This is a genomic window from Corynebacterium sp. TAE3-ERU12 (genome assembly GCF_019209905.1).
Lineage (GTDB): Bacteria > Actinomycetota > Actinomycetes > Mycobacteriales > Mycobacteriaceae > Corynebacterium.
Genome location: NZ_JAHUTM010000001.1, coordinates 484,186 through 505,344, shown reverse-complemented (window position 1 = coordinate 505,344; position 21,159 = coordinate 484,186). Strand labels below are relative to the sequence as shown.

Genomic DNA, 21,159 nt, shown 5'->3' with positions numbered 1-21,159 from the left:
CTAGAAAGCTACTGGAAAGCCTGGTTTCCAGTAGAAGAAGCCCCCTACCTGCGTAAACAGCTCTACTAGAAAGCTACTAGAAAGCTACTGGAAAATTTTCCAGTAGCTTTCTAGTGCGTCCGAGCTAGCTAGCGCCGCGAAAACCGATCTGGCGCCACGCTTCAAAAGTGGCCACCGCCGCACAGTTAGACAGATTCATCGAACGTCGGCCGGCAAGCATGGGAATCCGCAGCTCAGTGGTGATCCGTGGGTCCGCCAGAGCAGCGGAGTCCAACCCGGTCGGTTCAGTACCAAAGACCAATACGTCGCCAGGCTGGTAGGACACCGTAGAAAACCACGTCGTCGCTTGAGTGGTGAAGGCGAATACGCGCCGCTGCGGCTGGGCCCCATCGGCAGCCTGCTCAGCACTAATCCCGGTCAGTTCGGTCAGTGCCGCATCCAACGACGGGTGCACACGCATCTCAGCTAGATCGTGATAATCCAGCCCGGCGCGCCGAAGATGCTTGTCATCGAAGTTGAACCCCAGTGGCTCAGCCAGATGCAGAGTTGCCCCAGTATTGGCGCATAGGCGAATTGCATTGCCGGTATTTCCTGGGATAACCGGCTGGTCAAACAGGATATGGCAGGTGGGCTCAGGTGGTTTAGGCGTGTTCATCAGCGGTCTCTCCGGAGAAGCGGCGGCGGCCCCGACGCATATCCTCAATTCGAGCATCAAAGTTGGTGAGATTAGGGGTATCCACCACCCCATGTCGCTGCAGGAAGTCAAGCATTGTCGCCGCAATGAGCCGGCGCGACTTTGGTTTGGCGAATTTATGGCCCTCCCCCGGCACCACCAGGTGCTCGACAGGCATACCGCGCGCGGTGAGCGCATCCACCATCTGCTGCGATTCGGCGGGCGGCACGTTGGTGTCAGTATCCCCGTGGATGAATAACACCGGCTCAGTGATCCGGTGCGCGTTGGTAATCGGGGAAATATCGTGCAGCAGCTCCGCATCCTGCAGTGGGTAGCCGTATTTCGGTGCCGCCGCTGCCGCCAGCCACGGCTCAGTGGAGGCGTAATAAGTTTCCCAACTGGTCATGCCACAGGCATCAATGATGGCCCGGAAAAGCCGGGGGAAACGCTCCGCGGCCAACAAAGACAGGAAACCGCCGTAGCTGCGGCCGCCGAGGGCGATGCGGTCAGGGTCGGCAATGCCGGCGGCAATGAGGAACTTGGCGGTATCAGCTAAGTCCCGGATCGCGGCGAAGCGCCCATAGCGGTCATCGGCGTGGATGAAGGCACGCCCAGCACCGGAGGAGCCACGGATATTCGGCGTGAATACAGTGACCCCGGAATCAATGAGCGCAGTAAGAATGTCGTGGTTGACCGGGCGAGACTGCAGTTCAGGCCCGCCGTGGACGTGGATATAGACCGGGCCTGGCCCCTCATTGGCATCGATATCCTTGCCAAGCCCGTTGACAGCGGAGTGGTAGAGCCAGCCGGATAATTCCAGCCCATCGCGGGCCATATACCGCACCAGCTCCGGCATATAGTCAGCCTGCGCCCGCTCGGTGATGCGGCGACTGCGCTCCACATCGAGCGATTCAATTTTTCCGGTCGCGGTACTCAGTATTTCTACCGTCGGCGGCAGGTTGGGGCCCTCCACAGTAAGAGAGAGCAATTCCCCATCATCGGTGATGGACAAGTCGGTGGCAACCATGCCGGGAAGTTCAATGGACCGGCGCACCAGCACTTGCTGGTTCTCCCCCAGGCTCAGCACGTCAAGGGCAGACACACCGCCGGTATTCCACAGCACTGCGGCGGTGGTGAGGTTCTCACTGATCACGAACTCGTCGACATCAGAATCAGCCATAGCGATAAGTTCACTGATCTCTACGTCATCACCCTCGATTTCCAGGCGCAATACTCGACGACGGTCACTGCCGTGATCCGATAAGGCGAGTACGACCTGGGTGTCGAAATCGGGCATCGCGGCGGAACCGAGAATGACTCCGGATTCGGTCATCGCGCCGGGCTCGGGCGGCAGCAGCGGCAGCCACGAACCATCGGGGCGCACCAGCAACAGCTCGCGGGAACCACGTGGGCCCACACGCATCAGGGCATGCCCGGACTCGGCGGCGACAAGCTGGGAGTCAGTGCGCCGATCCAGGACCACGTGGTCACCGGTGCGCGGGTCCACAAGGCGGCCTTCGGCAATGCCGTCGGCAGTGAAGGCATCCATGGCCAACTGGTTGCCGTCCCATTCCACCAGGGTGTTTTTGGCGTCACCGGATAGCTGCGGGTGCCGGGCCTCATTGGTATTCGACCCGGCGGGCACTAACCACGTTTCCAGCCGCTCAGTACCGCCTGGGGACACCTCACAGGCAATCCATTGCGCATCCGGGGAATGCAGTACGCGGGTTACTGGGCCCTCAACGGGTAGTTCCACGGGGCGTTCATCACCAACAGCGCCGTTTTCTAGCGGCACTTCGACGGCTCGTGGGTAGCCACCATCACGGACGATATAGGCAATGGCGGTGCCGTCGGGCGATAGCGATGCCCCGTAGGTGTGTCTCATGCGGTCATTCTAAAAGACGTGCCGACACCGTTTTCCCGCACCTAGAGCATGATCAATAATGCTGTGACCGCGATTGCGTTATTGAGTGCATGTAGGCACACCGAGGGCCACAAGCTGCGGTTATGCCGCACCAGCAGAGCCATGGCGATACCGAGGAAGGAGATCATCAAAATGGCCTGCGGTTCGACGTGGATCAGGCCGAACAGCACAGCGGAACCAAGCGCTGCCACGATCACACCGAAGCGTCGCTCCAGCAAGGCGTAGATGAGACGTCGGAAAACGATCTCCTCTACCAGCGGGGCGACCACCACGGCGACAATGAACACGGCCACTGCCAGCCCGGGGCCCGCGGCAAGGCTAGCGCTGATCGTTTTTGAGCTGGAGTCGGTGGGATTGTCGAAAAGCAGTGGGTGCACCACCACGGTCACCAGGAGTGCCACCACCCAGGCCAGCGGCACTTGCCAGAGCAGTCGCAACCAACCATGAGCGGGCCGTACGAAACCGAGTTCACGGATAGTCCACCCGCGTAGCCGGATCGCAATCCCACACAGCACTAACTGGATAGCCCCGGCTAATGGCAGGACATAAGGAACAGCCGCGGAGCCAAAGATGGTGAGTAACACTGCGGCGACACCGGCTACTGCAACCAGCGACAGCATAAAGGCGCCGATAAGGATGGCGGCGTCCTTGCCGGATACTGGTCGGTCAAACGTGTGCGTCCCCGGTGCAGTGTGCATGCGTACACGATACCGGGCATCTTTCATGACTACCTACCTAAAATCCCGGCTCTTACCTGCGACAACAGGAGAGCTCACCATCTCACGTAGCGGAATGAGTTTATCGGCGATGATCGTCACCGCACCTGAAGCGTTCTGCGCCACACCACGAATAGCCAGTGCTCGCTCTGTGGTGGCGGTGACCCGGTAGCGCTCCCACAACCCCGGAGAGCACAACACGTTCATAAGCCCGGTCTCGTCCTCAACGCCTAAGAAAATGGTGCCCTCGGCGGTACCTGGGCGCTGCCGGTGGGTGACGACTCCCCCAACCCACACGTGGCTGCAGTCCGGCAAGGTGTTGAGCTCAGCTGCGGGCACCACTCCAGCGGCAGCAAGTTCTCCGCGCAGCGCCGCCACCGGGTACTCATCTGGGGTAACTCCCAGGCCACTTAGGTTGGCGGCGGCAAGTTCGAACTCACTCATCCCCGGCAGCGCTGGTGCTGTGGCCACAGTAAGTCCCGGCAGCATGCCGGCGTTTTCGGTGGCAGCCACCCCAGCCGCCCACAGGGCTTGCCGACGGTCCAGGCCGAGGCATTCCATCGCCCCGGCGTGCGCGAGTGCTTCTAGGTGCTTGACCCCAAGATCTGCACGTCTAGCCAGGTCAGCGGGGCTGGTGTAGGGCCCACCGCCATCGCTATCGCGGGCAGTTACGATGCGCTGCGCTGCCTCTTTGCTAAGTCCACGCACCGAGGACAGCCCCAGCCGGATTCGCCCGTTGGGGCAATCCGCTACAACGAGGGAGTCATTAATACTGGCCCCATCGCAGCCCACCCCGTGGCGGCGGGCGTCAGCTACTAATGACTGCGCCGAGTAGAAACCCATCGGTTGGGCGCGCAGCAGTGCAGTGCAGAACTCTGCTGGGTAGTGGTACTTAAACCAGGCGGAAAAATACACCAGGGACGCGAATGACTGGGCGTGGGATTCGGGGAACCCGTAGGCGGCGAAGGCCACGATTTTGTCCCACAGCCGGTCCCCTACGTCCCCGGTGATGCCGTTGGTATCGCGCAGGCCCTGCAGGAAGCGGGTGTGCAGTTGTTCCATGCGTTCTTTCGACCGCTTCGATCCCATTGCCCGGCGCAGCGCATCGGCCTCAGCGCCAGTGAACCCGGCAGCGTCGACTGCGATCTGCATCAACTGTTCCTGGAATAGGGGTATGCCCAGGGTTTTTCCTAAGGATTTCTTCAGCACGGGGTGATCAAAGGTGACCGGGTCAAGTCCATTGCGGCGGCGGATATAGGGGTGCACGCTGCCGCCCTGAATCGGCCCGGGCCTAATGAGGGCGACTTGTACGACAAGGTCGAAAAACTCGCGGGGGCGCAGCCGCGGCAATGTGGCCATCTGGGCACGCGACTCAACCTGGAATACACCCACAGCATCGGCGCGGGCGAGCATGGCGTAGACCTCAGGCTCGGAGATATCTATGGTGTGCAGTTCGATCTCGCGGCCCCGGTGGGTGGCAACCAGGTCCATGCAGTGGTGAATGGCTTCGAGCATGCCCAAGCCCAGCAGGTCGAATTTCACCAGCCCGGCGGCGGCGCAATCATCCTTATCCCACTGCACCACAGATCTATCTGCCATCCGAGCCCATTCCACAGGCACCACATCGGCAATGGCCCGATCACAAATCACCATGCCACCGGAGTGAATACCCAAATGCCGCGGTTGGCCGCGGAAACCGTCGGCAAGCTGCGCCACATCCGCAGGAGGTTCAGCAATGCCATGTACCCACGCGTCAACCAGCCCAGGTGGGTGCCCCAGGGCCCGGGCAGCATCGCGCAGCGCACCCCGACGTCGGTAAGTAATGACGTTGGCGACCTGAGCTGCATTATCGCGGCCGTAGCGGCGGTAACAGTACTGGATAACTTCTTCGCGGCGGCCCGATTCAATATCCAGATCGATATCGGGCGGCCCGTCCCGCTCGGCAGAGAGGAATCTTTCGAAGAGCAAGCCGGCGGCAATCGGCTCCACATTGGTAATGCCCAAGGCAAAGCAGACAGCAGAATTAGCCGCCGATCCGCGCCCCTGCGCCAAAATATTGGTGCTCCGACAGAACTCGCAGATGTCGTGGACGATCAGGAAATAACCGGGAAAGCCCAGCTGGTCGATAATGCCGAGTTCGCGGTCAAGCTGTTCCCACGCGGCGGGGGCTTGCGCACGGGCGCCATAGCGGCGCTGGGCCCCGGCGTAGGTGAGGTGACGTAACCAACTGGATTCATCATGCCCGTCGGGCACATCCCAGGCCGGCAGCTGCGGGGCAATGAGGTCAAGCGTGAAGGCGCATTCGCGGGCCAGTTCAGCAGTATTTTCCAGGGCCCCTGGAATATGCCCGGCACATTGGGCCAACTCTTCTGGTGAACGCAGCCAGGTACCGCCGACCGGCGGCAGCGCACAGGCGTGTGTGTCGAGTGATTCTCGCTCGTGTAGTGCATGTTTCGCTGCGGCCAGGCGGGCCTGAGCAGGGCTTGCGCACGTGGCTGCGGAACTCACCACGAGACGCACGCCATGCCTCGTGGCGGCGGCAGTGAGCTGCTCGGCGGCGTCAGCGTCGGCAGGCTCAAGCCGGATGCGGTGTTCAAGGACCACATGCTCGGCACCAAAAGCGTCGATGAGCTCGGTGAGCTGGGGCAGCCACGCTACGTCGGCAAGTACGCACCACTGCCCGCCGGCGGCTGCGCCCAGTTCGGCCAGAGGCGGGTAGTCCACTCGGTCCTTATCGCGGTGCGCGAGGTGGGCTGCGGTGATCGCCTGACTCAACCGGCGATATCCCTCTGGACCACGGGCTAAAACCGTTAACGGAGCCTGCGGTAGGGATAGTTCGGCCCCGATTAGGGTGGCGATACCAGCCTCAGCGGCGGCCTCAGCGAAGCGGGCAACCCCATAAAAACCATCCCGGTCAGCTATTCCCACTGCACGCAATCCCAGCCGGACAGCCTCTGCAACCAGGTCGACGGGGTCGGCTGCGCCATGCAGGAATGAGTACGACGAGCGGCAGTGCAATTCGACAGCACAATGCTGAGCACTTTGAGATTTACCCCGCTCAGCAGGGGGTTCGACCACTGTGAGGGGGCGGCGCTGATGGTTGCTTCGCATGCCATTGACGCCATAGCCCGGGGCGATAGTGCCTACGGCACGGCCGGACAGGATGCGTTCAATCCGTGACCACGACAGTGGCCCGGCGTCATTGCTATGCGGTGTGTCCCCTCCCATGCGGTTAAGCCTAAGCAGCACCTGGACACTATGCAAACACTTGTTCTAATGAACAATGCGGTTTTGGACATATCGGCACGCCTGATACAGTGGCCCCCACACGAAGAGACAGCTCGGTCTATATGGCTGGTTTTATCGCCAACCACACCCCGGCCAGCTACAAATACAAGGAGACACCATGAACCTGCGACGTATCGCAGCAACTAGCGCCGCGCTAGCCGTCACCGCTGCTGGCCTAGTTGCCTGCGGCTCTGATGAACCGGAAGCTCTTGCAGAAGGCGACACCATCCGCATCGGCACCACCGACCGCGAAAAGGAAGCTTGGTCCGTCTTCGAAGAGAAGGCCGACGATGCCGGCATCGACCTCGACGTCGTCGAGTTCGCCGAGTACCCGCCGGTCAATACCGCCCTGTCTGAGGGCGAGCTGGACGTCAACCTCTTCCAGCACCTGAAGTACCTCGCCCAGTACAACGTTGGCGCCAACGAAAACCTGGTGCCGATCGGCTCCACCGAGATCGTGCCCCTGGCCCTGTTCTGGAAGGGCGGTGACTCTGTTGACGAGATCAAGAAGGGCACCGAGGTCGCCATCCCGAACGACTCCACCAACCAGGGTCGCGCCATCAACGTGCTGGCCTCCGCCGGTCTGCTGAAGCTCACCGACGACTCGGTCTCCAACCCCTCCCCGCTGGATATCGACGAGGATGCCTCCAAGGTGAAGGTCACCCCGGTCGATGCCGCCCAGACCACCCTGGCCTACGGCGAGGGCAAGCCCGCCATCATCAACAACACCTTCCTGGATCGTGCGGGCATCGACCCGAACTCCTCCATCTACGAGGACAATCCGGAAGACCCCGCAGCCGAGCCGTACATCAACGTCTTCGTCACCACCGAGGCCAATAAGGACAACAAGGACCTGCAGACCCTGGTGAAGCTGTGGCACGACCCCGAAGTCCTCGCCGCCGTTGAACGCGATTCCCGCGGTACCTCCGTGCCGGTGGAGCGCAGCCCCGAAGATCTGCAGAAGATCCTGGACCGCGCTGAGGAAGACGCGCGAGAAAACCCCAATGGCGAGTAAGCCCGCACAAACAGCCGCCACCGGCGGCACTACCGTCCGCTTTGAGAACGTCACAAAGGTCTTCGGCTCCGGCAAAGCAGCCACCGAGGCAGTCAACGATGTCTCCCTCAAGGTCGAGTCGGGCAAGATCCTTGGCGTCATCGGTTATTCCGGCGCCGGCAAGTCCACGTTGATTCGACTGGTCAACGGGCTAGAGCGCGCCTCTGAAGGCAAGATCTTGCTCGATGACACCGATATCGTCGGCATGAGTGAGCGCCAGCTGCGCAGTATCCGCCGGGAGATCGGCATGATCTTCCAGCAGTTCAACCTGTTCAGCTCGCGCACGGTGGCAGGCAATGTCGCCTACCCCCTAGAGCTGACCGGGGCGAGCAGTAAAGAACGCAAAGCCCGCGTCCAGGAACTCCTCGAGTTCGTTGGTCTGGGTAACCGCGGCGACGCTTACCCCGAGCAACTCTCGGGTGGTCAGAAGCAGCGTGTGGGCATTGCCCGTGCGCTGGCGACCAACCCCCGCCTGCTGCTTGCCGACGAGGCGACGTCCGCGCTCGACCCGGAGACCACCGCTGAGGTGCTGGCCCTGCTGCGTCAGGTAAACCGGGACCTCGGTGTGACCATCATCCTCATTACCCACGAGATGTCGGTGGTGCGCGCCATCGCCGACGAAGTAGCGGTCATGGATGGTGGCCGAGTGGTCGAGCAGGGTTCGGTGCACGATATTTTCGCCAACCCGCAGACCGAAACCGCCCGCCGGTTCACCGCCACTGCGCTGCGTGACCGTCCCGAAGGCCGCGAGCTGGATTCGGCTCGCGTCAACGCGGACAAGGCAGCATTGGTGACGGTGCGGATCGACGACACAGTTCCGTTGACCACGTTGATGGGCGTCGCCGCCGAGCACGGCCTGGATGCGTCTGTCGCCCACGGCTCAGTGACCAACGTGCAGGCCCACGCTTTCGGCCGGCTCACCCTGCGGCTTACCAACCGCAATGATGAGCCCGCTGACCGTGGTGCCCTGGATGAGGTTATTGCCGCCTGGAAGCAGTACACCGAAACGGAGGTCCTGGCATGAACCAATTAGTTCTCGCCGCCGACACCAACTGGGACCAGTTGCGTCCCCGCATGGTCGAAGCCTTCGGTGAAACCCTGTGGATGGTCGGTTTGACCATGCTCATCGGTGGCATCGTCGGCCTGGCCTTGGGTGTGTTGCTCTACATCAGTCGCCGCAGCGGCATCATGCCGTCCGGACCGTTCAACACGGCCCTGAACGTGCTGGTGAACTTCATCCGCCCGATTCCGTTCATCATTTTGGTCACCGCCATGGGCCCCATCACGGTGCAGGTGGTGGGTTCTACTATCGGCACTGAGGCCGCCATCTTCGTGATGTCGGTGGCTGCCTCCTTCGCTGTGGCACGCCTGGTGGAACAGAACCTGATGTCCATTGACCCGGGCATTATTGAGGCCGCTCGCGCTATGGGCGCCTCACCGTGGCGCATTATCCGCACGGTCATCGTGCCGGAGGCGCTGGGGCCGTTGATTCTGGGCTACACCTTCGCCTTCATCGCCGTGGTGGATATGTCGGCCATGGCCGGATATATCGGCGGCGGCGGTTTGGGTAACTTCGCCATCGTCTACGGCTACCGTGCCTTCGACTGGAATGTGACCCTGGTAACCACCCTGGTCATCGTGCTTATCGTGCAGGCCGCGCAGTTGCTGGGCAACTACCTGGCTAAGCGCGTCATGCGCCGCTAACCACGTCGAACAACCCCACACGGGCCACCGGAGTTTTCCTCCGGTGGCCCGTTTTTATGTTCCCTACCTCGGCGGCAGCACAGTGACTTCAGTAGCCACCCAGCCCTTTTGTGGTTTCGGATTATCCCCGCAGCTGGAGATCACCGCGTCGGTGACGATTTGTTCTAACTGCACCGCGCAGCGTTTACCGGAACGGAAACGCACCACCACTGCCGTATCAGTGTCGGTGACCTCGATGACATCATCTAAACCGCGCGAACCAATAAACCGCCGGGCGGCCAGCTCAGCGACCTGCCCCCGAGGTTTCCAGGTACCCCGGCCCCGACAGCCGGTGAACTCAAGGCGCTCATTAGCTGCAGCATGCACCACTGCATCGGTCTCTGCGATACTGATCCGGCCATAGGAGTAGTTCCACGGCATCAGCAACATCGTCGGGGCGAAGCGGTGGCCTTTGGAATGGGAGGTTTCCCAGACCCGATCACCGTGTTTGCTGTGTAATTCCGCGGCCACCGGGCGGCCCTTGAGCGCACAGCATTTATCCCGTTTGCCGTGGGTGCACACCAGCAATAAGGGCTCTCCGGTGATATGGGCACCAGCGGTGGGCTTGCCGTGGCGGATATCGAGGCTCATCAGCTCCGCAATACCGCTGACCGTGCGGGTTTCCATCCAGGCGCCGCCGGGTTGGTTGGGGCTGCAGTGCGAAATAAACACCACCCGCTGGCCATCATCATCGTCGCCACGGCGCTGCCCGGCGCGGCCGGGACGTCGGATGAGCTGCAATTGCGCGCCGCGTTCTTTGAGCCACCGGGAGATTTCCTTCGACTCGGCCTCGCCGAACACTCCCCCATCAAGAATGTCGCGACTCCAGCCGGCCCGGTATTCCAGGGCGATAAATAGCGTGGCGGATTTGGCCGTGCCGGCAAGTGGTTCGGCGTCTCGGTCAGAGCAGCCTTCGGGGCGCGGTCGTGCTGATTTCGCCTTCGCCCGCGCGGGGCGCCGGGTGGGGGTATCACAACTATCGGAGGCGGTGCTGCACTCCTCAGCAGTATTCACCCCGCGCCGCTGACCTGGGGTGGGTTGGGGCGCGCAGGCAGACTCTGCCGGATCGGTGCAGTCGTTCATAAGTTGTAAGCCTAACAAGGTTATTCCACTGGCTCAGTGCCTCTACCTGGCATTAATTGCGTCGGGCATACCACTATGCCTACGGTTTTGGGCATGACGCAGCAGACGAGTTGGACCCACATGATGAGGCTGATAACTGCCGTGCCCCTGGTTGCCTGTGTGGCGTTCACCGCCGCCTGCGCCGATAATGAACCGGCCCAGCCGGAGCAGGGCGAACAAGCGGTGTCTATGCGTGATGTCGACCCGTCGACCGAAACGGAAACAGAAACGGTCACCGAGACCACAACCAATACCGGCACCAGCACGAGCACCGAGTCGACCACCAGCACCAAAACGCAGACCACCACGGTCACCTTGGACCCGGACGAGCCCAAGGATAAGGAGTTTTCTCGCTCCCCCTCCAACCAGCGCCCCCTGACCACTGGTCTGGGCATTACCGACGTGCGCGTCGGCGCGCATGAGGACTACGACCGCGTTGTCTTTGAATTCGATGGTGCTGATGGGGCCGGCTGGGATGTGCGCTATACCGACACCCCCGCCCAGGACGGTTCCGGGATGCCCATTGCCCACCCCGGCGACCAGGCGCTGATGGTACATCTGTCCGGTACGGGCTACCCCTTCGAACTCGGCATTCAGGATTTGACCGCCGGTACGTTGACCCCCACCACTACTGATGCTGTGGTGGAGGTCTCCGGTCATAATATTTTCGAGGGCCGCACCCAGTACCTCATTTCGATTAAGGGCTCTAAGCGCCCCTTCCGGGTATTCCACCTGAAAGACCCACAGCGCATCGTTATTGATATCAAGCACGACTAGCGGTACGCGCCTTCGATACGCCACTTGCCTTTATGCCCGATGAGTAAATAAGCCTCGGGCGCGCCTTTATTGTCGACCACCACCTGCATCCGGGCTGCCCGGTGCGCACCATCGGGCACCCACCAGCGCTCATCAATGGGCCACGGCCCAGCCCAGGCGGTCACCGGCAGTGTCTGTGCACCGCGCAGCAGCGCTGTGGGTTGGTCGGTCAACATGCCCCGCCCGGTCACCGCAATGGGGTTGTCAGCATCCCCCAGCAACTGCACCTGGGCCGATGGGTGCGTCAGCGGTGGTGATGGCGCAAGCACCGCACCAGGCCACGGGCCAGATTCCGCCGGGGCTTCCTCACCTACGGGGACAAGGGCGACGCGCTCTTGGGGCCCCCGGCCACCGACGGTGACAGGCCGGCGCACCGCATCTGGCCCAAGCAGACCCTGCACTCGTATCGCGGCGCGTTCCGCACGTTGGGCAGCGCCATCAGGCCCACCCCACAAGGCCTCGTGGATATCCCCGGCGACGTTCACGTCGAGCGGCTCAAGCTGTAATTCCACAATGCCGCCGGGCTCATCGGCGCTATCACTATCTGTGCAGGCAGTACCCGCCCGGCGCTCAGTGAGCCACCCGTCGAGTTGCCACCGCACCCGGTCAGCGGTGGTGGCCTCAGTCAACGGGCCTGTGCAGCGCCACACTCGGCGCAAGCGGGCGCCATCGGTGAGTTCGGCTGATACCGCCAACCGGGTGCAGCAGTACCCGGCCTCGCGCAGACTGTGGTGCAGCTGGCCAGCCAAGCTGCGGGCAATAAACGCTGCGGTATCGACGCGGTGTACTGGCTCTTCCGGGCGGTATTGCACACTGAGATCGACTGTGGCGGGTGCCGCAGATACACCTTGGCCATGGTCTCCTCGGGCAACCCGGTGCCAGTACGCGCCCTGCGCGCCGAATCGGTTCGCCACCTCAGCAGCCGGTAACCCGGCGATATCCCCCAGTGTGCGCAACCCCATCCGAGACCACATCTCAACAAGGTCCTCGGACAACCCCAGTGCGGTCTCTGCGGCGACTTCGATAAGCGAAATATGCTGCATGAATGCGGCAGTCTGCCCGGGTGGCACATGCACCCCACGCCTGGCCGCCAGCACCGCAGTGACCAGGTCATCGGCCACCCCACTAAGACAATCCGCCCCGGCAATTGCGGCGGCATCGACGAGTAATTCCATCGCCCGGTCCTCACTGCCGTGATAGCGCGCCGGGCCGTAGGCGGATACGGCAACCAGGCCGGGGCGCAATGATTCCACTCCGGCCGCGATATCGCATAGGCCAGCAAGTACTGGCTCAAACTGGGCGGCATCGCGGGTGGGATCAGCGTCGGTGAGCTGCACTTGGGGGCAGGAGGCCTGGGCGTACCGACGGCTATGGCCACGGCGGATACCGGCCCGGCGCGCTGCTGCGGAACATGCACTGACCTGGTTGCCGGTAATGATCGCGGCCGGGGCTAAGGCAGTATGCGCCTCGGCGCCGGCGGCCAGCCGGGCAGCTTGGACCGGCCAGTCCGGCAACCACACCACAATGACCCGGTGAGTGGTCATGGTGCGATCCGTAGTTGCTGCGCTGCCCGGTCGAACCCGTCAAGGGGCTCAGTGGCGGCTGCTCGTGCCACCGGGTCGGTATCGGCACCGACTACCCACGTAACCCTCTGCGGGGCGCGTCCGGCGATGGCGGCACTGACCTCGTGTTCCAGCGCCCTGATCCGGCCATGCCCGCGTCCCAGGCCATGCACCGCAATAAGCCGGGAGGATAATTGCGCCGCCGCCCCAGGCCAGTTGTGCCCCAGGTAGAGCAACGCGGTCCCCGCAGTACGCAGCCGGGCCTGGACGGGCCGGGCATAGCTGGGTGGCGGGGTGCGGTTGAGTGCCGCGGCCACCAGGTCCACCCCATCGGCGAGAGTGCCAAGTACTTCCAGGGGCCGCTCCCCTGGGTCTGGCACTACCAGGATGCGACTCAGGTCCGCGCCTTGTTCGGCGGCTGCGGTAGGCAAAAACCCTGGTAGGCCCACGATGGCGATATGCCCGCCGGATTCGGTGACAGCGGCAACAATCCCGGCAAGCAACGTCCCCGGGGTATCTAATTCGGTGACCGCACCACGCACCAAGGCGCCGTGGAGAACCCCGGACAGCGCCGCAGGAACAGGTAAGAACCGACTCTGCAGGCCCGTACTGGCCTGGCCAGTTGGCGCGCCAGCAGCACCGCCAGCACTAGCGCCGCCAGCGCCGGCAGCGCCTACGTCGGAATGCGCGGGCAGGTCGGGCACAGCGGCGATGCGCGACATGGAGCGACGCAGTGCAGCAATCGCATCGCTGCGGTCCAGGCCGGAGAGATCCGGTACTGCTTCCATCGCCGCCCCCTCCGCCACAGCTTTCGAACACGTTTTCTTATTTCGAAATCGTATTCGAATCGCTTGGGGGCGTCAACGCCGCTGCACTAGGCGAAAAAGCGAGTTATTCCTCGGTGCCGGGAACGTCCATCACAACATCGAATTCCAGCAGCTTGGCGGCCTCCACCACAGGCTTGCCATGCTCACCTGCGTGCGCAGCCCGGGCTTCACCATCACGCCAATTCGCGTAGGCCTCTTCATCAGTCCAGTGGGTGACCACAAAATAGCGGTCCTCACCGGCAGTGGGGCGCAGCAACTGGAAACCCAGGAAACCGGGCTGTCCATCAATGACACCGGCCCGAGCAGAGAACCGCTTCTCCAACTCGGGCCGGTGGTCGGCGGGCACAGTAAGGGCGTTGATTTTAACGATACTCATACGCCTCAGACTAGCCTCTACTCCCATTCAATCGTTCCCGGCGGCTTGGAAGTGATATCCAGCACTACTCGGTTGACCTCCGGGACCTCATTAGTAATGCGGGTAGAGATCTTCTCCAAGGTCTCATACGGCACGCGGGTCCAGTCCGCAGTCATGGCGTCTTCAGAGGTCACCGGGCGCAACACAATGGGATGACCATAGGTGCGGCCATCGCCTTGCACGCCGACGCTGCGAACGTCGGCAAGCAACACCACCGGGCACTGCCAGACAGTGTCATCCAAACCGGCCGCAGTCATCTCTGCACGGGCGATGGCATCGGCACGACGCAGAGTGTCCAGCCGCTCCGCATCAACCGCACCAATAATGCGAATACCCAAACCCGGGCCCGGGAAAGGCTGGCGGCCGACGATCTCCTCCGGCAGGCCCAGCTCGCGGCCCACCGCACGAACCTCATCCTTGAACAACAGACGCAGCGGCTCTACCAGGGTGAACTCAACATCATCGGGCAAACCGCCGACATTATGGTGACTCTTGATATTGGCGGTACCGGAACCACCACCGGACTCAACCACATCCGGGTACAGGGTGCCTTGCACAAGGTAGTCAATGGTTTCGCCCTCAGGCGCGCCCTCAAGAGCCTGGGCCACAGCGCGTTCGAAGGACCGGATGAACTCCCGGCCAATGGTCTTACGCTTGGTCTCCGGGTCAGTCACCCCGGCCAAGGCATCAAGGAAAATATCGGAGTCGTGCACGGTAATCAGCCGGGCACCAGTAGCGGCGACGAAATCCTGCTCAACCTGCTCGCGCTCGCCCTGACGCAACAGACCATGATCAACAAACACGCAGGTGAGGCGATCCCCAATAGCGCGCTGCACAATCGCGGCAGCCACCGCCGAATCCACACCACCGGACAGGCCACACAAAGCACGGCCCTCACCGACCTGGGCCCGAACCTGCTCAATGAGCTCCTCGGCAATATTGGCCGCAGTCCAGTTCGCATCCAGGCCCGCGATATCGCGCAGGAAGTGTTCCAGCACGCCCTGGCCATAGGGCGAATGCCGCACCTCGGGGTGGTACTGCACACCAGCCATCCGCTTATCGGCGCACTCAAAAGCAGCAACCGGGGCGCCCTTAGTGGAGGCAGTGACGGTGAAACCATCAGGAGCCTGCGTCACCGCGTCACCGTGGCTCATCCACACCTCGTGGGATTGTGGCGCGTCGGTATGCAACACGCCTTCGGTGACACTGAGCTGAGTGCGGCCGTATTCGCGCTCACCAGTGGGGGCAACAGTGCCGCCCAAAGCCTGGGTCATGGCCTGGAAGCCGTAACAGATGCCGAATACGGGGATACCGAGTTCGAGCACCTCCGGGTCCAAGGTGGGGGCACCGTCGGTATGCACAGAAGCCGGGCCACCGGAGAGCACCAAGGCACGCGGATTCTTAGCCTTAATCTCCGCGGCAGTGGCGGTATGCGGGATGACCTCTGAATACAGGTTGGCCTCTCGCACACGGCGGGCAATGAGCTGGGCGTACTGGGCGCCGAAATCGACGACGAGAACGGGGTGATTTACCTGGTCGGACACGCGCATAAGAATAGCAGCCAGGCCAGGTGCTTCCCGGCCGGGCTGCTATTCGAGCTGTATGCGCCTCGTGCTGCGCCCCTAACGCACCGACAGGTCGACCTTCTGGAAGGACTTCACGTCGGTAAAGCCGCACTTAGCCATGCTGCGCTTGAGGCCGCCGACGATATTGCTGGTGCCGAAAGCCTCAGTGGACGGGCCGAACAGCAGCGAGGCCATACTGGGGCGGTCCTGCTCTTCCAGCAGGGCGCTTTCGGTCGGCTCGACAACACCACGCGGGAACTGCGGGTGCGCCGCTGCCGACGGCCAGGTCCAGCCCTTGCCCGGGGCTTCAGCCGCCATCGCCAGTGGTTCGCTCAGCGCAACTGCGTCAGCGCCACATGCAATGGCCTTGGCGACGTCACCGGCGGTCTGGAAGTCACCATCGGCGATAACGTGCACGTAGCGGCCACCGGTCTCATCGAGGTAATCCCGGCGGGCGGCGGCGGCATCGGCAATAGCGGTGGCCATTGGCACCTCAATACCCAGCGCTTCTGGGGTGGTGGTGGGGCCCGTGCCGACGATGACGCCAGCAGCACCGGTGCGCATCATGTGCAGGGCGGTGCGGTAATCCACGACACCACCGACGATGACGGGCATCTCCAAAGAACCAATGAAGTCCTTCAGGTCCAGCGGCTCACCATCACCAGCGACATGCTGGGCGGAAATGAGAGTGCCCTGGATAATCAGAATCTCTGCCCCAGCTGCGGTAATCGCCGGAGTTAATTCGCGGGCCCGCTGCGGGGAGACCCGCACTGCACTGACCCCGCCGCCATCGCGGATCTCTTTAATCCGGCGCACCAGCAGTTCTTCATCAATGGGCGCGGAGTGCAGTTGCTGCAGCACCGCATTGGCACCACGGTTCGAATCGAGCTCGGTGGCTGCGTCGATGACCTCTTCGATCTTGGCGGGCACATCCTCATGGCGCGCCCACAGGCCCTCGGCGTTGAGCACCGCCAGACCGCCGAGGCGACCGAACTCAATGGCGGAGTCCGGGCCGACCACAGCGTCGGTCGGGTGGGTCATCACCGGGATGTCCATGGTGTAGGCATCAATCCGCCAGGAGGTGTCTACGTCCTTCGACGAGCGGGTTCGCCGCGACGGGATGATAGCCACATCTTCAAGACCATAGGTGCGGCGGGCCTCGCGGCCGTGGCCAATTTCAACAACATCGCGCATAGCTAACAGTATTCCTTTACCGCTGGTAGTAGTTGGGGGCTTCGACGGTCATTTGAATATCGTGCGGGTGCGACTCCCGCAGGCCAGCGCCGGTAATCTGCACAAACTTGGCGTTCTGCAGGTCCTCGACAGTGGCCGAACCGGTGTAGCCCATAGCCGCACGCAAACCGCCGACGAGCTGGTGCACGATGGCGTCGAGGGGGCCACGGTAGGGCACGCGGCCCTCAATGCCTTCGGGGACGAGCTTTTCTTCGCTGAGCACATCAGCCTGGAAGTAGCGGTCCTTGGAGAAGGAACGCTTCTCGCCGGTAAGCCCGCGGCCCTGCATGGCCCCCAGGGAGCCCATACCGCGGTACATCTTGTACTGCTTGCCATTGACGACGACGGTCTCGCCGGGCGCCTCGGCGGTGCCGGCCAGCAGGGAACCAAGCATCACAGTCGACGCACCGGCTGCCAGGGCCTTGGCGATATCGCCGGAGAACTGCATGCCGCCGTCGGCGATGATGGGCACCCCGGCCTTCTTCGCCACGCTGGCGGCCTCCATGATGGCGGTGATCTGCGGGGCACCGACACCGGCAACAACGCGGGTGGTGCAAATGGAGCCCGGGCCGATACCGACCTTGATCGCGTCGGCACCAGCCTCAATCATGGCCTGGGCAGCAGCGCGGGTGGCGAGGTTGCCACCAATGACCTGCACCCGGTCGCCGAATTCCTTTTTGACCTTGCTCACCATCTCCAGCACACCGGAGTTGTGTGCGTGGGCAGTATCGACGACAAGGACGTCGACGCCAGCGTCGGCAAGCGCGGAGGCACGGCTCCAGGAATCCTCACCGGTGCCGATGCCCGCACCGACCAGCAGGCGACCGGAGCTGTCCTTGGCGGCGTCGGGGTACTGGTCTTTTTTGACGAAGTCTTTGACCGTGATGAGGCCGGTGAGCTTGCCGTCCTTATCAACGATCGGCAGTTTCTCGACCTTATTGGTGCGCAGCAGGTGCAAGGCCTCCTCATTGGAGACACCGTGCTCAGCAACAACCAGCGGCATAGCGGTCATGACCTCAGCAACCGGGCGGTTCTCATCGGTCTCGAAGCGCATATCGCGGTTGGTGCAGATGCCGACGAGGACACCTTTATCGTCAACGACCGGCAGACCAGAGATGCGGTAGCGGGCGCATTTGGCGTCAACATCGCCGATGGTGTCGGTCGGCGAACAGGTCACCGGGTCGGTGACCATGCCGGCCTCGGAGCGCTTGACGTTTTCCACCTGCTGAGCCTGGGCTTCAACGGAGAGATTGCGGTGCAGGATGCCCATGCCGCCCTGGCGGGCCATGGCAATAGCCATCCGGGACTCGGTGACAGTGTCCATTGCCGCGGAGATAATCGGCATATTCAGTCGCAGTTCGCGGGTGAGCTGTGAGGAGGTGTCCACCGCGGACGGGATGACGTCGGAAGCATCGGGGATGAGAAGAACGTCGTCAAACGTCAGGCCTACAAGCGGGATCTTATTGGGATCGTCTCCGCCAAGGCTGATTCCGGTGGGGTTAGTCATTGCGCTGAGTCCTCCTGGTTGCGGCCACTAATGACTCAAGAGTAATCGCATCAGCGCGGTCTCGGGCAGTGGGGCTATCGGCTTGGGCTACTACGGCGGCATGAGTGCTGTGTGCATTAACACCCACCTGGCCGCTACGGTGTTATGCGTGAGCAGAGACTTCTGGTCCTCGATGCCGCGTGATCCCTTCGAGGACGACCCGAACGACCCCTCCCGGCTACTCGAGCCCGAGGAGCATTTCGAGCCTCTCACTGAGCAAGAACGAGAGGAAGTTCGCACCGATCTGGCGTGCGTCCGTGAATTCCGTGCTGCCATGAGCCCGGTGGGGTTCCTGGGGGTCTGCATGGTGTGCGAAGACTGCCAGCAGATGCACTTCTACACCTGGGAAATGTTGGAGAACCACTACCTGCTGCTACTCGCTGGCAAGCAGTCACCAGTACATGAGCCAGAATTCGACCCGGACGTGACCCGTTACGCCCCGTGGGATTACTGCTTGGGCTACACCGACGCACGGATGCGGCGGCGTCCCTAGCTCTGCAGGCGAAACGCGCCTTACTCGGCCGACTCAGTGGTCGGCTGGGTGGATGAGCCACCCGAGCGCGGCGGCACCGTAGTCGATCCGCTAGCCGGGGTGCGCTGCTCCTGATTCTGAAAACCAGGGGTCCTGGAAACCCCGCCCCTAAAATTGTCCTGCGTGCTCGACGGGGCTGACCGGGTCGAACTCATCGGAGTACTCGGGCTGCCGTTATCAGCATCCTCAGGCTCGGCATTGGGCGCGGTGGGCACGGCGGCGGCCTCGGTGGTGGTTTCCGTGACGGTTTCGGTGACTGTTTCCGTGCGCGCCGGCTTCGCCGGTTCGGTGACGACGGTAGTGCTGCCATCGCGCACAACGGTGGTGGTCACCACAATGGTGCGCACCTTCTGTTGGGCGCGTTCCATGCGTTCTTCCATCATGGCGCGGTCTTCGGCACGCACCTGCTGCAGCAGCACGCGGGCGTGGTCGAGCAGACGCTCAGCCTTTTCCTTATCGCCACTATCAGCAGCAGCATCAGCCTCATCAATAGTCGAGGCCAACTGCACGGACAATGACTGATCCCCCTGCAGCTGCTCACGCAGCGGCCAGAGTGCACTGCCGGGCTCTGCATTATTAATCAGGCCCAGCCCGCCGACGAGCACGACGGCGGCGGCAGCAGCACCGATACCGGCAGAGGAGAGCCGACCCGGCATCATCCGCTGGCGCAGCGGCACAACATTATCGTCACGCTTGGGCTGCTCGGCGGTCTTTTCCGCGCTGCCTGCAGGGCCGGTGGCCCGACCGAAATCGGCGGGCAGGTGCGGGGTCGGCGGCATATCGGCGTCGACCTCATCGCAGAGGCCGATCATCATCTCAGCTAGTGCAGAATCTGTCCCATAAGCGCCTGCACCGGCGGCCACATCGCCTTCGGAAATAGCGGTGAGGAATGCGTCATCAGCAGCGAGCTCCTCGACCGATGGGATCGGCTCAATGCCACTGGTGCCACGGTTGGGGTTTTCACTCACCGTGTTTCCTCCGCTTCTCGTTCAATAATCGCACGCATCTTCATCAGCGCACGATGTTGGGCCACGCGCACAGCTCCTGGGGTGGTTCCGATAATCGCGCCTGTTTCTTCGGCACTCAAACCCTCAAACACCCGCAAAATGACTATGTCGCGAGACCTGTCGTTTAATGCATCGAGTAGACGACGCACATCGTTACTACTTGCGGCAGATAAAACATCCTCTTCGGGGGTACCCATCCCAGATATTTGGTCCGGAACATCCGCCATCGCCTGACTTAGGTCACGCCCGCCGGAGCGGTGGGCGTCGGCCACCTTATGCGCGGCAATGCCGTACACGAAGGCCATAAACGGCCGCCCTCGGTCCTCGTACCCCGGCAGTGCAGACAGCACCGCAAGACATACTTCCTGAGCGATATCTTCCGGGGCGGTGTGCCCATCACTTCCCATGCGCGCGCGGCAGTACCGCACGATTGGTGGGTGAATAGCTGCCAGCAGTTGGGAAGCTGCAGCGCGATCGCCGCGGGCAGCCAGCGGCACCAGGCCGCTGATATCCGCGTCGTCACGCATAACGTCTCCATCTATTCTGACGGCCAAGCTGTTGTGATTGAGATCATCCTAGTACTGACGCAAGCATAAAAATATTCCCGGTCATTAAGCCTGGGCTCACCGCCGGGTGCTGGCCTTCTCCGCCACAAAGTTCGTGCGAACTGCGCTCGACGGTTCCCCCGTTGTCGCACTGATGTAACCAGCGGTTCATATACGACGCGAACACTAGCCTGCGTTGACACCGCAGAGACTCGACCACCGCCGAGCCCCTAGTGCGCGACCACTGCACAGCGAAGGAGCACCCATGACCCACATCGATCATCTCCCGGGACCGAACTCCGATGTTTGGGATTGGCAGCTGCACGGCTCATGCCGCGGCGAAGATTCCTCGGTGTTCTTCCACCCCGAAGGTGAGCGTGGTCGGGCCCGCGCGATGCGCGAGATGCGCGCGAAAAGCATCTGCCAGTCCTGCCCGGTCCTGGTCCAGTGCCGGGAGCATGCCCTGTCCGTAGGCGAGCCCTACGGCATCTGGGGCGGCATGAGCGAGTCCGAGCGCAATGAGTACCTGCGTTCCCGCTCCCGGCGCCGCCAGCGAGTACTCAACTAGCCCGCAGGTTTTTATTCCGGCGG

Annotated in this window: 19 protein-coding genes; 6 read left to right on the top strand and 13 right to left on the bottom strand. The window is 62.5% G+C overall.

Annotation, left to right across the window (positions count from 1 at the left end):
• Nucleotides 1–124: 124 nt before the first annotated feature.
• The 4 genes from KRX51_RS02265 to KRX51_RS02250 are packed head-to-tail and all read right to left on the bottom strand — an operon-like array spanning nucleotide 125 to nucleotide 6,541.
• Nucleotides 125–655, bottom strand: a complete 531-nt coding sequence (locus KRX51_RS02265) for a tRNA (cytidine(34)-2'-O)-methyltransferase (RefSeq protein ID WP_218361327.1) — start codon at nucleotides 653–655, stop codon at nucleotides 125–127.
• A complete protein-coding gene (locus tag KRX51_RS02260) occupies nucleotides 642–2,558 on the bottom strand; it encodes a S9 family peptidase (RefSeq protein WP_218361326.1) in 1,917 nt (638 codons plus the stop codon). The genes KRX51_RS02265 and KRX51_RS02260 overlap by 14 nt, the downstream gene beginning before the upstream one ends.
• Nucleotides 2,559–2,599: 41 nt before the next feature.
• Complete coding sequence (locus KRX51_RS02255) at nucleotides 2,600–3,295, bottom strand: CPBP family intramembrane glutamic endopeptidase (RefSeq protein WP_218361325.1); 696 nt, start codon at nucleotides 3,293–3,295, stop codon at nucleotides 2,600–2,602.
• A gap of 33 nt (nucleotides 3,296–3,328) precedes the next feature.
• A complete protein-coding gene (locus KRX51_RS02250; RefSeq protein ID WP_218361324.1) occupies nucleotides 3,329–6,541 on the bottom strand; it encodes an error-prone DNA polymerase in 3,213 nt (1,070 codons plus the stop codon).
• 178 nt (nucleotides 6,542–6,719) lie between these two features.
• Between KRX51_RS02250 and KRX51_RS02245 the strand changes: the two genes are divergently transcribed.
• Genes KRX51_RS02245 through KRX51_RS02235 form a run of 3 tightly spaced genes read left to right on the top strand, consistent with a single transcriptional unit; the run spans nucleotide 6,720 to nucleotide 9,359 of the window.
• A complete protein-coding gene (locus tag KRX51_RS02245; protein WP_218361323.1) occupies nucleotides 6,720–7,616 on the top strand; it encodes a MetQ/NlpA family ABC transporter substrate-binding protein in 897 nt (298 codons plus the stop codon).
• A complete protein-coding gene (locus KRX51_RS02240; protein ID WP_218361322.1) occupies nucleotides 7,606–8,679 on the top strand; it encodes a methionine ABC transporter ATP-binding protein in 1,074 nt (357 codons plus the stop codon). Before KRX51_RS02245 ends, KRX51_RS02240 begins: the two co-directional genes overlap by 11 nt.
• The gene (locus KRX51_RS02235; protein ID WP_218361321.1) at nucleotides 8,676–9,359 is read left to right on the top strand and encodes a methionine ABC transporter permease; all 684 of its coding nucleotides are present in this window, start codon (nucleotides 8,676–8,678) and stop codon (nucleotides 9,357–9,359) included. The genes KRX51_RS02240 and KRX51_RS02235 overlap by 4 nt, the downstream gene beginning before the upstream one ends.
• Before the next feature lie 63 nt (nucleotides 9,360–9,422).
• Here KRX51_RS02235 and KRX51_RS02230 read toward each other — a convergent pair whose 3' ends face one another.
• A complete protein-coding gene (locus KRX51_RS02230; RefSeq protein WP_218361320.1) occupies nucleotides 9,423–10,481 on the bottom strand; it encodes a sucrase ferredoxin in 1,059 nt (352 codons plus the stop codon).
• A gap of 93 nt (nucleotides 10,482–10,574) precedes the next feature.
• Between KRX51_RS02230 and KRX51_RS02225 the strand changes: the two genes are divergently transcribed.
• Entirely contained in the window at nucleotides 10,575–11,297 is a 723-nt protein-coding gene (locus KRX51_RS02225; RefSeq protein ID WP_218361319.1) for a hypothetical protein, read from the top strand.
• Here KRX51_RS02225 and KRX51_RS02220 read toward each other — a convergent pair.
• The 6 genes from KRX51_RS02220 to guaB form a co-directional block, all read right to left on the bottom strand.
• Nucleotides 11,294–12,880: a DNA polymerase Y family protein gene (locus tag KRX51_RS02220; protein WP_218361318.1), complete on the bottom strand. Its 1,587-nt coding sequence runs from the start codon at nucleotides 12,878–12,880 to the stop codon at nucleotides 11,294–11,296. The two genes, KRX51_RS02225 and KRX51_RS02220, sit on opposite strands and share 4 nt — an antisense overlap.
• Nucleotides 12,877–13,686 (bottom strand): hypothetical protein, encoded by an 810-nt coding sequence (locus KRX51_RS02215; RefSeq protein WP_218361317.1) that lies wholly within the window; start codon nucleotides 13,684–13,686, stop codon nucleotides 12,877–12,879. The genes KRX51_RS02220 and KRX51_RS02215 overlap by 4 nt, the downstream gene beginning before the upstream one ends.
• Before the next feature lie 103 nt (nucleotides 13,687–13,789).
• A complete protein-coding gene (locus KRX51_RS02210; protein WP_218361316.1) occupies nucleotides 13,790–14,101 on the bottom strand; it encodes an antibiotic biosynthesis monooxygenase in 312 nt (103 codons plus the stop codon).
• Between the two features lie 17 nt (nucleotides 14,102–14,118).
• Nucleotides 14,119–15,690 carry a glutamine-hydrolyzing GMP synthase gene (gene guaA / locus KRX51_RS02205; RefSeq protein ID WP_218361315.1) on the bottom strand — a complete coding sequence of 524 codons (1,572 nt, stop codon included), beginning with the start codon at nucleotides 15,688–15,690 and terminating at the stop codon, nucleotides 14,119–14,121.
• A gap of 72 nt (nucleotides 15,691–15,762) precedes the next feature.
• Complete coding sequence (locus tag KRX51_RS02200; protein WP_218361314.1) at nucleotides 15,763–16,899, bottom strand: GuaB3 family IMP dehydrogenase-related protein; 1,137 nt, start codon at nucleotides 16,897–16,899, stop codon at nucleotides 15,763–15,765.
• A gap of 16 nt (nucleotides 16,900–16,915) precedes the next feature.
• Nucleotides 16,916–18,445: an IMP dehydrogenase gene (gene guaB, locus KRX51_RS02195; RefSeq protein WP_218361313.1), complete on the bottom strand. Its 1,530-nt coding sequence runs from the start codon at nucleotides 18,443–18,445 to the stop codon at nucleotides 16,916–16,918.
• Between the two features lie 148 nt (nucleotides 18,446–18,593).
• On the opposite strand from guaB, the gene KRX51_RS02190 reads away from it, so the two are divergent.
• On the top strand, nucleotides 18,594–18,977 hold the full coding sequence (locus tag KRX51_RS02190) for a DUF5319 domain-containing protein (RefSeq protein WP_370624982.1): 384 nt from the start codon (nucleotides 18,594–18,596) through the stop codon (nucleotides 18,975–18,977).
• Nucleotides 18,978–18,997: 20 nt separating this feature from the next.
• On the opposite strand, the gene KRX51_RS02185 is transcribed toward KRX51_RS02190, so the two are convergent.
• Complete coding sequence (locus KRX51_RS02185) at nucleotides 18,998–19,984, bottom strand: hypothetical protein (RefSeq protein WP_218361312.1); 987 nt, start codon at nucleotides 19,982–19,984, stop codon at nucleotides 18,998–19,000.
• The gene (gene shbA, locus KRX51_RS02180; protein WP_218361311.1) at nucleotides 19,981–20,550 is read right to left on the bottom strand and encodes an RNA polymerase sigma factor ShbA; all 570 of its coding nucleotides are present in this window, start codon (nucleotides 20,548–20,550) and stop codon (nucleotides 19,981–19,983) included. The genes KRX51_RS02185 and shbA overlap by 4 nt, the downstream gene beginning before the upstream one ends.
• Before the next feature lie 283 nt (nucleotides 20,551–20,833).
• On the opposite strand from shbA, the gene KRX51_RS02175 reads away from it, so the two are divergent.
• Nucleotides 20,834–21,136, top strand: a complete 303-nt coding sequence (locus KRX51_RS02175; RefSeq protein WP_218361310.1) for a WhiB family transcriptional regulator — start codon at nucleotides 20,834–20,836, stop codon at nucleotides 21,134–21,136.
• Nucleotides 21,137–21,159: the final 23 nt, after the last annotated feature.

What these genes read in the sequence shown, in the direction of transcription:
- guaA (WP_218361315.1), bottom strand. Translation starts at nt 15,690, where the DNA reads ATGCGCGTGTCCGACCAGGTAAATCACCCCGTTCTCGTCGTCGATTTC.
- KRX51_RS02250 (WP_218361324.1), bottom strand. Translation starts at nt 6,541, where the DNA reads ATGGGAGGGGACACACCGCATAGCAATGACGCCGGGCCACTGTCGTGG.
- KRX51_RS02245 (WP_218361323.1), top strand. Translation starts at nt 6,720, where the DNA reads ATGAACCTGCGACGTATCGCAGCAACTAGCGCCGCGCTAGCCGTCACC.
- KRX51_RS02220 (WP_218361318.1), bottom strand. Translation starts at nt 12,880, where the DNA reads ATGACCACTCACCGGGTCATTGTGGTGTGGTTGCCGGACTGGCCGGTC.
- KRX51_RS02230 (WP_218361320.1), bottom strand. Translation starts at nt 10,481, where the DNA reads ATGAACGACTGCACCGATCCGGCAGAGTCTGCCTGCGCGCCCCAACCC.
- guaB (WP_218361313.1), bottom strand. Translation starts at nt 18,445, where the DNA reads ATGACTAACCCCACCGGAATCAGCCTTGGCGGAGACGATCCCAATAAG.
- KRX51_RS02200 (WP_218361314.1), bottom strand. Translation starts at nt 16,899, where the DNA reads ATGCGCGATGTTGTTGAAATTGGCCACGGCCGCGAGGCCCGCCGCACC.
- shbA (WP_218361311.1), bottom strand. Translation starts at nt 20,550, where the DNA reads ATGCGTGACGACGCGGATATCAGCGGCCTGGTGCCGCTGGCTGCCCGC.
- KRX51_RS02235 (WP_218361321.1), top strand. Translation starts at nt 8,676, where the DNA reads ATGAACCAATTAGTTCTCGCCGCCGACACCAACTGGGACCAGTTGCGT.
- KRX51_RS02265 (WP_218361327.1), bottom strand. Translation starts at nt 655, where the DNA reads ATGAACACGCCTAAACCACCTGAGCCCACCTGCCATATCCTGTTTGAC.
- KRX51_RS02215 (WP_218361317.1), bottom strand. Translation starts at nt 13,686, where the DNA reads ATGGAAGCAGTACCGGATCTCTCCGGCCTGGACCGCAGCGATGCGATT.
- KRX51_RS02240 (WP_218361322.1), top strand. Translation starts at nt 7,606, where the DNA reads ATGGCGAGTAAGCCCGCACAAACAGCCGCCACCGGCGGCACTACCGTC.
- KRX51_RS02225 (WP_218361319.1), top strand. Translation starts at nt 10,575, where the DNA reads ATGACGCAGCAGACGAGTTGGACCCACATGATGAGGCTGATAACTGCC.
- KRX51_RS02260 (WP_218361326.1), bottom strand. Translation starts at nt 2,558, where the DNA reads ATGAGACACACCTACGGGGCATCGCTATCGCCCGACGGCACCGCCATT.
- KRX51_RS02255 (WP_218361325.1), bottom strand. Translation starts at nt 3,295, where the DNA reads ATGCACACTGCACCGGGGACGCACACGTTTGACCGACCAGTATCCGGC.
- KRX51_RS02210 (WP_218361316.1), bottom strand. Translation starts at nt 14,101, where the DNA reads ATGAGTATCGTTAAAATCAACGCCCTTACTGTGCCCGCCGACCACCGG.
- KRX51_RS02175 (WP_218361310.1), top strand. Translation starts at nt 20,834, where the DNA reads ATGACCCACATCGATCATCTCCCGGGACCGAACTCCGATGTTTGGGAT.